We start from the raw sequence: 15,305 nt of genomic DNA, 5'->3' as shown, positions 1-15,305 counted from the left end.
TGAAAACACTTATTTATGGTAATGATTGTATATGTAGTCTCGGTCTGAAAATACTCTCAGCCACTCTGGCTTGAATACGGTTAAAACCGCCAGTGCCATACCATTTAATAGACCTTCTGGAAAGGCGAGCAACGGCACAAAAACAAAGTAGTTATGTTGAATGGTTTCCCAATCGTAGTGACCAACTGATAGGTGATAAAAAGAGTTAATGATGAGGTGCAGACTTCCTGTTATCGCGCCATTGAAAAATCCAGCAACGAAGATGAAAACAAAAATGTTTCGTGGTAAGTAGTGGTAACTCAGAAGAAACACTAAGTAACTAATGAAAATCGGAATTAGGGCAGATAGAACTAACGACGTGGGTAAGAGTAGCAAGGACACATCATGTAGTAGGTGGTTGACCAGCATTGCAGGGATACTGATTAGAAATGCCATGCGCCAACCATACATCATCGTCAGCGTTGTTAGTGCAAGAAAATGAATCTGTAATCCTTCTTTTACACCTGCTTGAGCGGCCCATAAAATACTGAAAAAGAAGAGCGTTGCAAAAACGAGGTGCTGAAATCCTTTTTCTTTTTCCAGTTTGGGCCAAACAACTTTTTTCCAATCTGGTAGGCAGTAGACTACTACTATCCAAATTGAGACAACAAGAGAGCCTAAGTTAAACAAATCCATGTTACTTCCTTCCTATGCGAACATGACGCAATCATTTCTATCGTTCTTTTTATACCTAAATGACCGCAGAGAAACTCACTGATAAGGCTTAGATATAATCAAAAAAATACCAGCAATAAGCTGGTATTTTAAAGAGGTTAGTCTTGCGGTTCACTTAGTATTTTACGTTATCGTTGTATTGAGCAAGAATGGATTGAATTTCATCCATGGTTTCTTTCGGTGGCGGGTTTACGCCTTCGAGTGGGTATTCTAAGCCTAACGCCTCCCACTTATGAGCCCCTAATTTGTGGTAAGGAAGTAACTCGACCTTTTCGATGTTATCCATGTCTTTAATAAATTCACCAAGCATGTGTGCTGCTTCTGGGTCATCTGTGTAACCAGGCACGACGACATAGCGAATCCATGTTTTCTTTCCGATTTTTTGCAAGTAACGAGCAAAGTCCAATGTGCGTCGGTTGGATACACCGATGAGATCTTGGTGCACTTCGTCTTTCATGTGTTTGATGTCAAGCATGACTAAGTCTGTTGCATCCAGTACTTCATCGATAACATCAGTGTGCTTACGAACATAACCGTTAGTATCTAGACATGTATGAATGCCCTCGGCTTTAGCTGCGCGGAAAAAATCACGTACGAATTCCGGTTGAAGCATCGCTTCGCCGCCAGAACAAGTAACGCCACCACCTGATGCATTCATGAAGTGGCGGTAACTTTTCGCTTCGGAAATGATTTCTTCAACCGTGACTTCTTTGCCATCATGCGTGTCCCAAGTATCGCGGTTATGGCAATACTTACAGCGCATTAAACAACCTTGCAAGAAGACGATAAATCGAATACCAGGTCCGTCTACGGTACCACATGACTCAAATGAGTGAATACGACCAGCTGTTGACATCTTTTGCTCTCATTACTAGTAAATTCTAGCTGTTATTTTATTACAAAAAGCAGGGTTAAAACAGCTTTGTCGGTACTAAAGGCAAGGTTATTTGAAGAAAGAAAATAGATGGAGCCAATCTACATAAACGCTTGAACACGAGGTGGTTAATACCTACCCCGAGAACTTGCCGTGTATCTAGATTGACTTCGATGCTGGGATAATCCAGTTTTTAGAAAAAGGCGAACACGGAGAACGAGCCTGTCCCATAAACATCGGTTTGGGCTTCTTCATAATCCGGTGTTTTAATTGTAAAGGTGATGCTTGCACCGTAATTTTGGTTGTACCAAGATACCCCCGCGACGGCACTTGCTTGCCAATTTTGCAGTGTGACGTCGTATGGCGCTGACGGTTCAGGAATGCCAGGACGATCTCCTTCGATAGTCATGTCATTAAAGCGGTAACGACCTTCAAACCCGGTGAACAAGAACCAACTCGACGTGTTCTGAGCGATCATACTTGCTGAGAAAGGGCTTTCGACGCTGATATTGGCGGCTCCGATGCTATTCGCTAGGTTTGTACCCCAACGAAACATGACGCCTTGAGAGACATCACTACGGAAGTTACCCGCATTGATGTCGTTAATGTTGGTAATCTCCCATTGTGTTTTTTGTTCTTCGCTGCGCATCAATTTGTTAAATACGCGGTAACCAAGGCTGAACGCAACTTTATCTTCAATCTGGTAATCCCAACCTTGAGGGTCCGTCGATCCTGTTATGCCGTGAACGATTTCTTGCGCCTTTTCTGATAGCGAACTTTCACCCGTAGCTCCTATGGTGAAATTGTACCGTACAGCTTTGTCACTCGTTAGGGAAAGGTAGTTGATTTCGGTGTGTAGGTAACCGGCATATGGGCGATCATTGATTAGTGGATAATCGGCTTCAATGTCGCTTGGAGTCCACATTTTGTGGCCAAGAACCAACTCTATTTTATCGATATTGGCGTGCTCTGAGTTAGCTAGACTCAGCCATTTCCATTGGCTTTCTTGTGTCAGTTGGTCTGTCGCGTAAGAAAGGAAAACACCATTCGTATAGTCTTGATCGACGCCAAAAATACCATCGTTGTCGATGGTAAAAGAAACCGTAGACTTAGTGGATGCTATTGCAACTGGAGAAAGAAGGGTAAGAATAATTAATTTGCTAAATCTCATAGACTTTATTTGCTAACTTTTTTCGCATCATACGTAAGAATGCGGGCAAAAGTCTTTCGCGATATCACAACTTTCATTCAAGAAATAAAAAAAGGCTGATGCTACTTAGCATCAGCCTTTGTTGTATTACTAGAACGTTATTTCGCTATAGTCTTATAGAGACTCAGTGAATGTACGCGCGATTACGTCAGCTTGTTGCTCTGCAGTTAGAGAGTTGAAGCGAACAGCGTAACCAGATACACGGATTGTTAGCTGAGGGTATTTCTCTGGGTGCTTAACTGCGTCTTCTAGAGTTTCACGGTTAAGAACGTTCACGTTTAGGTGTTGGCCACCTTCGATACCCGCTTCGTGGTGGAAGTAACCATCCATCAGACCAGCAAGGTTAGCGCGTTGTGAACCCTCGTCTTTACCTAGTGCGTTAGGTACGATAGAGAATGTGTAAGAGATACCATCTTGTGCGTCAGCAAACGGCAGTTTAGCAACTGAAGTTAGTGATGCTACAGCACCTTTCTCGTCACGACCGTGCATTGGGTTTGCACCTGGAGCAAATGGAGCACCAGCACGACGACCGTCAGGCGTGTTACCAGTTTTCTTACCGTAAACCACGTTTGAAGTGATAGTAAGAATTGACTGAGTAGGGATTGCATCACGGTAAGTCTTAAGCTTACGGATTTTGCCCATAAATACAGAAACAAGTTCACATGCAATGTCATCAACGCGTGGGTCGTTGTTACCGAATTTAGGGTAATCGCCTTCGATTTCGAAGTCGATTGCTAGACCGTCTTCGTCACGAATTGGCTTCACTTTTGCGTATTTAATTGCAGATAGTGAGTCAGCCGCAACAGATAGACCAGCAATACCACAAGCCATAGTACGTTTAACGTCACGGTCGTGTAGAGCCATTAGTGCCGCTTCGTAGCTGTACTTATCGTGCATGAAGTGGATAGCGTTTAGTGCAGTCACATATTGTTTCGCTAGCCAATCCATGAAGTGGTCCATTTTCTCCCACAGTTCATCGTAGTTAAGAACATCGCCTTCGATCTTAGGCATTTGCGGGCCAACTTGGATTTTTAGCTTCTCATCCACACCACCGTTGATGGTGTAAAGCATTGTTTTCGCAAGGTTCGCACGAGCACCGAAGAACTGCATTTGCTTACCAACAACCATTGGAGATACACAACATGCGATCGCGTAGTCGTCAGAGTTCATGTCTGGACGCATTAGGTCGTCATTTTCGTACTGAATAGAAGAAGTATCGATAGATACTTTCGCACAGAACTTCTTGAAGCCTTCAGGTAGTTGCTCAGACCAAAGAACAGTGATGTTTGGCTCTGGAGAAGGACCCATAGTGTATAGTGAGTTTAGGAAACGGAAGTTTGTACGAGTAACTAGCGTACGACCGTCAAGACCCATACCACCCATAGACTCAGTTGCCCAGATAGGGTCGCCAGAGAATAGATCATCGTACTCAGGAGTACGTAGGAAACGAACCATACGTAGTTTCATTACGAAGTGGTCGATCATTTCCTGAGCTTGTTCTTCAGTTAACTTACCAGCCGCGATATCACGTTCGATGAAGATGTCTAGGAATGTAGAAGTACGACCTAGAGACATAGCCGCACCGTTTTGAGATTTAACAGCAGCTAGGTAACCGAAGTAAGTCCACTGAATAGCTTCTTGCGCAGTTTCAGCAGGACGAGAAATATCACAACCGTATTTTGCAGCCATTTCTTTGATTTGACCTAGAGCACGGTGTTGCTCTGCGATCTCTTCACGAAGCTGCATTGTCATTTGTAGGTCTTCGCCGTTCTCAAAACGCTCTTGTAGAGAAGAGAACTGCGCGAATTTATCCTTCATTAGGAAGTCAATACCGTATAGAGCAACACGACGGTAGTCACCGATGATACGACCACGACCGTATGCATCTGGAAGACCAGTCAGTACGCCAGATTTACGACACGCCATGATTTGAGGAGTGTAGATATCGAAAACGCCTTGGTTGTGAGTTTTACGGTATTCTGTGTAGATTTTTTTAACTTGTGGGTCTAGCTCGCGGTCGTAGGCTTTGCATGAACCTTCAACCATGCGGATACCACCGTTAGGGATGATCGCACGTTTTAGAGGAGCGTCAGTTTGAAGACCTACGATAGTTTCTAGGTCTTTTTCGATGTAGCCTGCATCGTGAGCAGTGATGGTAGAGATAACTGAAGTATCAAAATCAACAGGAGCGTGAGTCGCGTTCTCTTGTTTGATGCCTTCCATTACCTTAGCCCAAAGCTTGTTAGTCGCTTCAGTACCTTCAGAAACTAGGAAAGATTCGTCGCCTTCGTACGGAGTGTAGTTCTTCTGAATGAAATCACGAACGTTTACTTCGTTTTGCCAGTCGCCTGCAGCAAAACCTTCCCAAGCTTTAGCAAATTGCTCTGCCATGACATACCTACCTTTTTAGTAGAAAAAAATACGTACTGCTTCGCCGTTGAGCCAGCTATCCCCAGATAAAAGAGGGGAACAGTACACTCTTATGAATAACAATATTTATAGTCTTAAATTTACGTATTCGATTTACAAAACTATAAATATTGTCACTAGTTTTAACGTTTCTCTTTTTAAGCAACAGTTAGAGGTTAAACTAAAATTTTTTTGCAAACCTTAAACTAAATCAATAAATCCTCAAAAATCTCGATAAAAATGGGGTAGCGACGAGCGCTACCCACAAATTTCTGGACTGCTAGCTTATAGCCAAGCTTGGATGCCATACTGGCCTTCAAGCATACCAACTGCAAGCATAGCAACTAAACAGATAACAAGTACGCTTACTGGGATCACAATCTTGTCTACAAATGATAGGCGAGACGCGCGCTCTTTATCTCCAATTAAACCGTTGTTATCTAAAAGCATAGTTAGTGCCCAAGCTAGAACTGGGTTAACAACGGCAGAACCAAAGATACAGATACCTGCTGCTTGTGAGTCTTTCGAGTCCTTCACCATCTGCATGCCAGCTTCAAGCAGTGGTAGAGATACACCAACGAGAAGAGCAACGCGCATAACTGGAGGCCATACTGCAACGTCCATAGGAAAACCAAGGATTGCAACAATAATACATAGAGAGCCTAGTAAGATGGCGCCAGCAGGAATAGGGCGTTTCGCGATTGCAGCAGGGATCATGTAAGTCCCCCAAGATGATGTGATGTTACCACCACCCACTGCAGTACCAACCATTTGGCGAACGGAACACATTGTCATTGTGTCATCAACGTCCATCAGCACTTTCTCACTCTTACGTGGGTAGTTCATCTCTTGGAAGATACGGTGACCCAAGAAGTCAGGTGACCACATTGCTACCGCAAGAATGGCGAATGGTAGTGAAGCGATGAAGTGTTCCATATTAGGAAGACCAAGCATCCAACCTTCTTCTGTGGAACCCCACCAGTAGATTGGATTTAGGTTTGGAAGGCCTGTCTCGGTTACGAATTTAATATCGAAGCCTGCGCCAAGAGCAAGTGCGATTGCAAGCCCAGTGAAGGCACAAACAGGGATCGCTAGCCAGCGTTTGTTCACTTTAGCAAGGAACGCGTATAAGCCAATGGTAACCGCAAGAACAATTAGACCGATGTAACCCATGCTACCAGCGGCAACCGTATCGGATTGCAAACCAACAGCCCAAGCTTGAATAGAGTTAATTTGGCTCATGGTTCCGGTTAAACCTAGGAAAATAAGAAGGCCACCAGCCGTACCTTCAGAGGTGAGGTTAACCAGTTTTGACCCACCTTTTAAGAGGCTCAAAATCAAACCAAACACACCAATGAGAATTGCTAATGCAAGAGGGTGAGCACCAGCAAGAGCGATGGTACCAATAAGAGGGATCATTGGGCCGTGGTTGCCTGCTAGGTTAGCTTTAGGGTTAATAAAACCAGAGGCAAGTACACAGAAAAGAAGTGCAGGGATGAGCATTTCTACACGCGCAACTTCGATAGCAAAGTCCTTGCCTAAGTTTACGTGGTCCCATGCTGCAGTAAGACCTTCAGCCCAAGACATCATTACCGCAGAGTACATTGCGATAATACCGATAGTACCAGCAAGCGCTGGAACAAGGTCTTCAAGCTCAAAGCGGAAGTCACGACCTGGCAAGTTCAAGCCAAAACGACGTGGCTTCATGATTTGTAGTTCGTGGTCTAGGTAGTCTGAACGGCTTGCGAACTCAGATGCTGGACGATGAAGCTCACGGTAGCTCTTGGTCTCGATATCTGAATCAGAGTGCGTTTTGTTAACTGCGTCTGACATAGATTCCTCATATATTTAAAAGTTATGAATTCTTCATTCAATTGTGTTAATCCGCATCCTGCGGCACGCTTATGCTAGCTATTGTTAGATTTGTTACACGTCGACACTGTGCCTAAGCATAGCTAATAACCTATTGTGTTGAGGCACAAAAAAAGCCTCATCTTTTGGCAGGAGTCTAGCAAGATAGCCATTTAGGGTGATTGATTTAGATCACTTTAAGAATGGTTGTGAAATAAAACTACAGAAAGTTTCTGGCATGCGAATGAGATGCGGAGATCTTGTGTAATTTCATTACACAAGTTGCATAAAATTAGAACTTTTTGTCCTTTTGCACGAGATGCAGATTAAATGTCAATATTCACGATGATTATATAAAGCTGGCTTTATTCTTGCTTTGGACAGAGCAAAGACAATTTTTTGGCTAATCATTGCCGCTCAGTTTAGGAAAAAGACATGAAACAGCTTAAAGTACTGCCACTAGTGGCAATCATCTCAGGGTTAATGGTCGGTTGCGGCGGCGGTGGCGGCGGTGGCGGTGGTGCAGCGCCGAAAACTGCGTTTACTTTTGATTTTGCTATACCAGCAACAATGACTGAAAGTGAAGCAACTACGAAAGGTTGTACTGTATATGACCACAAAACTGAGCTGAACGGCGATAAAACGGTTTTAACCTATAGTGCAGCGTCAAAAGAGCAAGTGACCAACTATGTTATCGGTTACTACTCTGATGCCGATGGCAAAAGATCCGGAGACATTATCAAACCTACCACTGATAACTTTAAGTTTTATCTTGAAGATATCCCTGACGGCGGCTTTGTAACGTTTCAAGCAATAGAATTTAACGGCAAAGAAGCTCGCGTAAACACGTTTTCAAAAGAGTTCTTGCAAGATAAGAAACTACGTAATGCTACTTTTGCACTAAACCGAGACTCTTTGAACAAATGCTTTACTGGCGGTAACTTAGCAAGCAATAAGTTTACTAACTTAGATTACCGAAACGCTGAATCAGGTGGCGGAGATTACAACTTTGTCTCGCAAACCGATATTTTCACGTCTCCGAACCCTGATATGTTGCCTACTGATGAACTGATGGGGCTTAAAGGTGAACCAACGGCATTGTTTCAGTATGAATCAGGTTCAAGCGACAAAGCGCTTTACCAATATGGTATTGGTTCGTGGGGAACTGGTGAGATAGCCTTAGTTAGAGCGGATAATACGTCAAACATTTATTCGTCTTCTGACTATACTTACGACTCGCTCAACATTGGCTTTGTTACTAACGGCTTTGCATATGACGCGTTGAAGCTGGATAAAACGGCCGTTGAATATAATCGCCCTAGTGCAACGAATAAAGAAACTTGGGTATACATGGCGTTCTCAGAGAATCAAGTTAATGGTTGGGAGTCTCTACTTAACGAAACGATCTCTGACGGATGGGATATTGACGTTGATCCGAGTGCTTACTTAAATATTGATAACCTGCCGAACACAAAACCAAGTGTATCAACGCAAGGAAGTGCAGAGTCCGTGATTGATCTGGACATGGGCTTAACATCGTCTACTGAAGGCTTTACTCGTGTCGCTTACTTTGCAACTTCAGGCGACTACAGAGTCACACATCGCATTTTCACAACAAGTGATAGTGATTCTGTTGTTGTTCCAGAATTGCATTACTACAACTTCCCAACATCGGCCGTTAACGGTTTGAAAGTTTCAGCTTCGGACGATTTTAATCGCACTGCTTTGGTAGTGAATGAAGATAGTAATATTGATTCTAAAGTTTTCATGAGCTTCTTTTCCAATGGTGAAGCGTCAGAGCCTGAACTAGATGAAGACCTAGATGGCATCATTACTTCTGAAAAAGAAGGCTTAGAAAATGAAGTGACATTACGTACTTCAAACTCGTTGGTAGTCAGTCGTTTTAATTAATTCATTGCGACCTCGAATAGGTTTCAATTAACACTTTTGTAAATTTATTAAGCCCCTTTGAAAGGGGCTTTTTTATATTTAATATTCAACTTTTGAAGAATATGTTGCTATATATTGCATATTAATTTGTCTATCGTATCTTTCTATTCGAATTATTTAGGTTAATAATTTGTTGCAAGTTTCAAGGGGCGGTGCTAATTTGTTCCGAATTAGAGAGGGCGGAGTCCCTTAATTGCAGTGACAAAAACACAGGGAGTAGGGCGCATGAATGATGTACCAGCGCTAGATATAAAAGACCTGCACAAAACATTTGGACAAAATGAAGTTTTAAAAGGCATTTCACTTGCCGCGCACAAAGGAGATGTTATCTCCATCATTGGCTCTTCCGGCTCAGGTAAGAGTACCTTTCTCAGATGTATCAACTTGCTAGAAACGCCTACCGCGGGCGAAATTTGGGTAAATGGTGAATTAATCCAAATGAAGAACAACAGAGCAGGTGAATCTGTTCCTGCTAATGAAAAGCAAGTCCAACGTATTCGCTCACGCCTGGCAATGGTTTTCCAAGGTTTCAACCTCTGGTCTCACCTAACCGTACTAGAAAACGTGATTGAGGCGCCTGTTCATGTCTTAGGCGTGCCAAAAGCTCAAGCGATTGAAAACGCAGAAGTCTTGCTTAAGAAGGTAGGCTTGTATGAGCGTAAGGATTATTACCCTGGGCACTTATCTGGCGGCCAGCAGCAACGTGCAGCTATTGCCCGTGCGCTAGCAGTTGACCCAGAGGTGATGTTGTTTGACGAGCCAACTTCTGCGCTTGACCCAGAACTTGTAGGAGAAGTTCTGGGGGTAATGAGAGATTTGGCAGATGAAGGGCGAACTATGCTGGTGGTCACGCACGAAATGGCGTTTGCGCGTGACGTATCAAACCATGTGATGTTTTTACATCAAGGCTTAGTGGAAGAACAGGGAAATCCAGCTAAGCTATTTACAAACCCGGATTCAGAACGATTACAGCAGTTTATCTCATCCATTTACTAATATTTGTTAGGCGGCAGACTATTGCCTCCTAAGCCAACACAACAAACAAAACGAAATAAAATAGCAATCACAGGAGTATGGAAATGAAAAAGTGGTTATTAGCAGCAACGATTGCTGCAACGGCAGTATCAGGTGTTGCCCAAGCGAAAGAATGGAAAACAGTTCGCTTTGGTATCGAAGGTGCTTACCCTCCGTTTAGCTGGACAGAAACTGATGGCTCAATAAAAGGCTTTGACGTAGACATGGCAAATGCACTCTGTGAAGAGATGCAAGTGAAGTGCAAAATCGTCGCTCAAGATTGGGATGGTATTATTCCTTCTCTGCTTGCACGTAAGTACGATGCCATCATCGCAGCAATGTCTATCACTGAAGAGCGCAAGAAAAAAGTCGATTTCACTGGTAAGTACGCACAAATCCCAAATAAATTTATCGCTAAGAAAGGTGCGGGTCTAGATTTTGATAATCTTAAAGATGTCAAAATTGGCGTGCAACGTGCGACGACACATGACAAGTACTTAACTGACAACTACGGCGATGATGTTGAAATTGTGCGTTATGGCTCTTTTGATGAAGCGTATCTTGATCTAGAAAATGGTCGAATTGCTGCCGTTTTAGGTGATGCGTCTGCTCTAGAAGAGGGTGTGATCAACAAAGCAGGTGGCGAAGCTTATGAGTTTGTTGGACCATCGTTAACCGATCCAAAATGGTTTGGCGAAGGTATGGGTATCGCTGTTCGTAAACAAGACAAAGATCTGACGAAGAAACTCGACGCAGCAATTATTTCACTACGTGAGAAAGGTGTTTACCAAGAAATTGCTGGTAAATACTTTAACTACGATGTGTACGGTGAATAAAACGTAATTAAGCGACCGTTGGCTTGTTCCTAGAAGTAGTCAACGGTCGATTTTTTGAGTTTAGGGATTAGGAACTCACCTATGCTAGATTTACAAGGATACGAAGCTTCGATTTTGAAAGGAGCTTTAGTAACAATAGAAGTTGCAGTGCTTTCACTCATTCTCGCCATGGTCTTAGGCATGCTTGGCGCATTAGCTAAGTTAGCGCCTTACAAATGGGCAAGGGCGATTGCCACTCTTTACACCACAGTCATTCGCGGCATTCCAGATTTGGTTCTGATGATGCTAATTTTCTTTGGTGGACAAATACTTTTAAATAACAGCCTTTACTCCATCAACGAAACGCTCAACGAGTGGTTTGCCTCGAGTGATCCAAACCATGAATGGACGTCTTACTTACCTGATTATATTGATGTCAGCCCATTTATAGCTGGTGTACTCACGATTGGTTTTATCTTTGGCGCCTACATGGCGGAGACTTTTCGTGGAGCGATCATGGCGGTGGACAAGGGTGAATTAGAAGCGGCGAAAGCTTATGGGATGAGTTCTGCTTTATCGTTTAGAAGAATCTTACTTCCTCAAATGATTCGTCATGCATTACCTGGATTTGGTAATAACTGGTTAGTGTTACTTAAGACCACAGCGTTAGTTTCCATTATTGGTCTGGATGACATGGTGAGAATGAGCTCATTGGCAGCAGGTACAACGAAAATGCCGTTCACCTTTTACATGGCTGTCGCGCTCATCTTTCTATTTTTTACCAGCGTTTCGACCGGGCTACTCAAGCTTGTTGAGCGTAAGTTCAGTATTCATGCGAGGTAAGTTATGGACTTTTCTTTGATTATTGAAAGCTTTCCAACTTATCTTCAGGGACTTTGGACAACAGTTTGGTTAGTGGGATTAGCGTTGGTTATTGGCTTGTGTGTCTCTATCCCATTAGCCGTGGCACGCAATAGTACCAATTACGCTCTAAGCTTACCTTCTTGGGGATTCATTTACTTTTTCCGTGGAACGCCGCTATTGGTTCAGCTGTATTTGATTTACTACGGCATGGATCAGTTTTTCCCTGTGAAAGATACCTTGTGGGAGAACGCTTGGTTCTGTGCTTTGGTCGCTTTTATTCTGAATACATCGGCTTACACCGCAGAAATTATTCGTGGTGCGATTAATGGTTTGCCGAAAGGTGAGGTGGAAGCTGCGAAAGCCTATGGCATGAGTAAGTTTATGACATACAGACGTATTATCTTGCCGAGTGCATTGCGTCGAGCATTACCAGCTTATTCCAACGAGGTCATATTTATGCTGCACGGAAGTGCAGTCGCGGGCATCGTTACCATCATGGATTTAACTGGTGCTGCGCGTCTAGTTAACTCGCGCTACTATGCACCATTTGAGTCTTTCCTGACGGCGGGGCTGTTCTACATGGCACTGACGTTTATGATTTTGTGGTGTTTCAAAGTGGCAGAGAGGCGTTTCTTAGCTTATCTACGTCCTTTAAGCTAATTATCAATAGAGGCAATAGCACCGGAATGGGTGCTATTGCTTTTGATAATTTTGTTATCTTCATTCCTATTTTTCCAGCCGATATAAAAGACTCTTTCTTATTATTCATTAACTTACATTAACATTCGGTAAACTCATTGTTTAGTAAGTAAAAATGAAAAAAACAATTCTATCGTTGGGCATTGCCGCCTTAGCCACAGGATGTGGTGGGGGAGAGGGAGAATCACAACCTAATGCTCAAGTAAAACCAACGCCAGCTCCAGTTCAACAGGCTCTGGAAACTGGTAATGCACTGCTCGTTTCTGACCCGAGCGATTTCATTCGTAAAAGTCATCAGGTTGTGGAAGCTCACAAGATGCAGTCGAATACGATCAAATCTGCAATTGCGAAAAGCCTTTCAGGTCTTTATTGGGATCCAACCCATGATGCCGCGATCTTGGCACCTCAGTATGGCTTCAACGACACCATCTTGATGACCAATAAGGCCATGGCAAGCGGTTACAAAGATCAAGCTCTGTCAATTGGCGTTGCCGGGGAAAAGTCTAATGGTCAACGTTACGCACTATTAGGTAGTAACCCATTTAGAACGGCACAACGTTTTCCCGACTCTTCCAACGCGGCGATGACGCAATGGTTAAGTAACCTGGTCACTTGGTTGTCGGGCGGAGTTACTTCAAACGTCGTCATCGCGCAAATGGATCAGTCTTATTACTTTCCGGATGAGCAAGCGACTCGGAATTGGCTGAAAGACAATGTTTCACAAGAGTTGGCGTTTAACGAGGCCAACCTATGCGATGGTTCGAAGCTACTTAGCTGCTTGCAAACCAATACTCCAAACTTATTGATCTTGTCACAGCATCTGCAATCTGGAGATACCAACAAACCAGTACTCGAAGCTTTGGAATACGCTGAGCAAGCCCAAATTCCTGTTCTATACCTGCATTGGGATGGAGGACTAACTGATCTTGGCCAAGACATTTTGGAAAAATTCCATGTTGATTATGTGGGAGATAACTATTGGCGTAAGTTAGGCTTGGTCGACTGGGAACCTTCATCGTTGATGAACGTTGTGCCGGACTCTGTCATCACACAACAAGCGCTGTTGTCTCGTTTTGAATCTCAAAATTTCAACGTTGACTTGTCAAAGTGTGATGACAAATCCTGCCCTGACACTGCGAATATGGACAGTCAATTTTATGCAGGGGCAAACAGCATTCGCCATTGGTTGCAAAAGCTTGATGAACAAAAAGTAGATTTGTTTAATCAAAACGGCTACCAATACGAAAAACTCATGGTATTGCTGGCTGATCATTATCGTCAAACGGTTGTCTTCCCGATGGACAAACAATCAACCCAAACGACCGAATTCCTAAAGTCGTACTTTGCCGATTACGTGCAATACAACAGCCGAAGCGTAAACCCAAAACAACCAAATATGGGGAACTTCAGCCGTAGTGAGTTTAGCCCTGACATAAAGAGAATCAGTGCAACGATTAATATGGAATCAAAGCGTAACTTCCGTTCGGCTGGTGTGTATGCGCTTCCTGGGGAAACCTTTACGGTTAAACGTAATGACAGCAATGATGTGGCGACTAAGATTGTCATCAACACTTTAAGAAGTGGTGCAACTCATGAGTTCAGCAAAGATGGATACACGCGACCAAAACTGCTGACTTCATTCGGCTATGAAGTGAAGCCGGGTGAAACCATCACGCTGACTTCTCCTTATGGTGGTCCAGTACAGGTTCACTTTGACAAAAATGATGTTCCGGTTGAACTGAAATTTAATCATGTGGCACAGCATCCAGTTTGGAGAAGTGAGAAGGACAACGACGCTTTTATTCAACAGTTAGAAGCCAATTTATTCGATTGGGCTGAGCTGATCACTCCTGGGTTTGAAGTACACTCAAAGCGCGACAAAATGTTGGAGTCGGTCAACGATGAAATGTGGTCTACCCCTTCGGAAATGGCGCTTGCAACAGAAGAATATGTTCACAACTACCCGCATGTGCTGGCAGGTTTCCAAGGGCCGGGCATAGATGAAGTGCCTGAAATTATTCAATACGCCCAAAACCAAGGTTGGGAAATCGCCAATATTGATATAGTGAAGCACATGAACGCTGACCAAGCGACGTGTGGTTATGGTTGTTCGGGTAACCCTTACGATGCTTACTGGTCATTCAGCCCACTCGGTCACGGTGATTTACATGAGCTTGGTCATGGTTTAGAAAAAGGTCGATTCCGATTTTCAGGCTGGGAAGGGCATTCAACGACCAATTACTACTCGTATTATAGTAAGTCTCGTTTCTTCCAGAATACGGGGAAAGTTTCAACTTGCCAAAGCTTGGATTTCAAAGGCCAGTTTGAATTATTGCAAGCTAGCCGAACTCAAGCGGATCCAAACGCATACATGGCTGCGCAAAATCAAACCAGTTGGAGTTGGGGCGCTCGTGTTTACATTCAAATGATGATGGCGGCGCAGCATGAAGGTGTGCTTAAAAATGGTTGGCATTTATTGGCGCGCTTGCACCTGATTGAACGTGAGTTTAACCGCTTAAAATCGGACGATGCGCTTTGGGATGAGAGACGATTGAGCATTGGTTTCGCCAACTACTCTCGGGAAGAAGCAAATAGCATCTCGAACAACGACTGGTTACTTATTGCTCTGAGCAACATCTCTCAGCGAGATATGACTAACTATCTCGATATGTGGGGGTTCTCGTTCACAGAAAAAGCGAAACAGCAGGTTGTGGCGCTGAATCTACCGCCGATGCCGCTCACTTACTTTGCAAGTAGTAATACAGGCTACTGTCTGAACGAATTTGCTCAAACACCGATAACTATTGATGGTCAAACGGTTTGGCCGCTGAATCAGTGATTAACTGGTAATTTGTATGAAAAGGGAGACTGAGTCTCCCTTTTTATTGGACTAAGCTTAGCGTTG

The 15,305-nt window shown here is 43.6% G+C and carries 11 protein-coding genes; 6 read left to right on the top strand and 5 right to left on the bottom strand.

The annotated features are described in order from the left end of the window. Positions 1-9: 9 nt before the first annotated feature. The 5 genes from R7Q47_RS16075 to R7Q47_RS16055 all read right to left on the bottom strand — a co-directional run bounded on the left by R7Q47_RS16075 (position 10) and on the right by R7Q47_RS16055 (position 7,040). A complete protein-coding gene (locus R7Q47_RS16075; RefSeq protein WP_213962629.1) occupies positions 10-675 on the bottom strand; it encodes an energy-coupling factor ABC transporter permease in 666 nt (221 codons plus the stop codon). A 154-nt stretch (positions 676-829) separates the two neighbouring features. Beyond that, the gene (gene pflA, locus R7Q47_RS16070; protein WP_005378444.1) at positions 830-1,570 is read right to left on the bottom strand and encodes a pyruvate formate lyase 1-activating protein; all 741 of its coding nucleotides are present in this window, start codon (positions 1,568-1,570) and stop codon (positions 830-832) included. 211 nt (positions 1,571-1,781) lie between these two features. Continuing rightward, positions 1,782-2,759 (bottom strand): lipid A deacylase LpxR family protein, encoded by a 978-nt coding sequence (locus R7Q47_RS16065; protein WP_005387855.1) that lies wholly within the window; start codon positions 2,757-2,759, stop codon positions 1,782-1,784. Positions 2,760-2,912: 153 nt separating this feature from the next. Further along, the gene (pflB, locus tag R7Q47_RS16060; protein ID WP_005378442.1) at positions 2,913-5,189 is read right to left on the bottom strand and encodes a formate C-acetyltransferase; all 2,277 of its coding nucleotides are present in this window, start codon (positions 5,187-5,189) and stop codon (positions 2,913-2,915) included. A gap of 303 nt (positions 5,190-5,492) precedes the next feature. After that, a complete protein-coding gene (locus tag R7Q47_RS16055; protein WP_005378441.1) occupies positions 5,493-7,040 on the bottom strand; it encodes a DUF3360 family protein in 1,548 nt (515 codons plus the stop codon). Between the two features lie 453 nt (positions 7,041-7,493). Between R7Q47_RS16055 and R7Q47_RS16050 the strand changes: the two genes are divergently transcribed. The 6 genes from R7Q47_RS16050 to R7Q47_RS16025 all read left to right on the top strand — a co-directional run bounded on the left by R7Q47_RS16050 (position 7,494) and on the right by R7Q47_RS16025 (position 15,239). Next, complete coding sequence (locus R7Q47_RS16050) at positions 7,494-8,969, top strand: hypothetical protein (RefSeq protein WP_017820023.1); 1,476 nt, start codon at positions 7,494-7,496, stop codon at positions 8,967-8,969. 264 nt (positions 8,970-9,233) lie between these two features. Then, positions 9,234-10,004: an ABC transporter ATP-binding protein gene (locus R7Q47_RS16045; RefSeq protein ID WP_005378438.1), complete on the top strand. Its 771-nt coding sequence runs from the start codon at positions 9,234-9,236 to the stop codon at positions 10,002-10,004. 83 nt (positions 10,005-10,087) lie between these two features. Further along, positions 10,088-10,858, top strand: a complete 771-nt coding sequence (locus R7Q47_RS16040) for an ABC transporter substrate-binding protein (RefSeq protein ID WP_005378437.1) — start codon at positions 10,088-10,090, stop codon at positions 10,856-10,858. An 81-nt stretch (positions 10,859-10,939) separates the two neighbouring features. Beyond that, on the top strand, positions 10,940-11,680 hold the full coding sequence (locus R7Q47_RS16035) for an ABC transporter permease (RefSeq protein WP_005378436.1): 741 nt from the start codon (positions 10,940-10,942) through the stop codon (positions 11,678-11,680). 3 nt (positions 11,681-11,683) lie between these two features. Then, positions 11,684-12,361 (top strand): ABC transporter permease, encoded by a 678-nt coding sequence (locus tag R7Q47_RS16030; protein WP_053303243.1) that lies wholly within the window; start codon positions 11,684-11,686, stop codon positions 12,359-12,361. A gap of 154 nt (positions 12,362-12,515) precedes the next feature. After that, entirely contained in the window at positions 12,516-15,239 is a 2,724-nt protein-coding gene (locus R7Q47_RS16025) for an ImpA family metalloprotease (RefSeq protein WP_154204717.1), read from the top strand. The last annotated feature ends 66 nt before the right edge of the window (positions 15,240-15,305 follow it).

It is taken from the genome of Vibrio sp. Vb0349 (assembly GCF_033338975.1).
This window is presented reverse-complemented; position numbering and strand designations above follow the sequence as displayed.

What these genes read in the sequence shown, in the direction of transcription:
- R7Q47_RS16065 (WP_005387855.1), bottom strand. Translation starts at nt 2,759, where the DNA reads ATGAGATTTAGCAAATTAATTATTCTTACCCTTCTTTCTCCAGTTGCA.
- pflA (WP_005378444.1), bottom strand. Translation starts at nt 1,570, where the DNA reads ATGTCAACAGCTGGTCGTATTCACTCATTTGAGTCATGTGGTACCGTA.
- R7Q47_RS16075 (WP_213962629.1), bottom strand. Translation starts at nt 675, where the DNA reads ATGGATTTGTTTAACTTAGGCTCTCTTGTTGTCTCAATTTGGATAGTA.
- R7Q47_RS16045 (WP_005378438.1), top strand. Translation starts at nt 9,234, where the DNA reads ATGAATGATGTACCAGCGCTAGATATAAAAGACCTGCACAAAACATTT.
- pflB (WP_005378442.1), bottom strand. Translation starts at nt 5,189, where the DNA reads ATGGCAGAGCAATTTGCTAAAGCTTGGGAAGGTTTTGCTGCAGGCGAC.
- R7Q47_RS16030 (WP_053303243.1), top strand. Translation starts at nt 11,684, where the DNA reads ATGGACTTTTCTTTGATTATTGAAAGCTTTCCAACTTATCTTCAGGGA.
- R7Q47_RS16035 (WP_005378436.1), top strand. Translation starts at nt 10,940, where the DNA reads ATGCTAGATTTACAAGGATACGAAGCTTCGATTTTGAAAGGAGCTTTA.
- R7Q47_RS16025 (WP_154204717.1), top strand. Translation starts at nt 12,516, where the DNA reads ATGAAAAAAACAATTCTATCGTTGGGCATTGCCGCCTTAGCCACAGGA.
- R7Q47_RS16040 (WP_005378437.1), top strand. Translation starts at nt 10,088, where the DNA reads ATGAAAAAGTGGTTATTAGCAGCAACGATTGCTGCAACGGCAGTATCA.
- R7Q47_RS16055 (WP_005378441.1), bottom strand. Translation starts at nt 7,040, where the DNA reads ATGTCAGACGCAGTTAACAAAACGCACTCTGATTCAGATATCGAGACC.
- R7Q47_RS16050 (WP_017820023.1), top strand. Translation starts at nt 7,494, where the DNA reads ATGAAACAGCTTAAAGTACTGCCACTAGTGGCAATCATCTCAGGGTTA.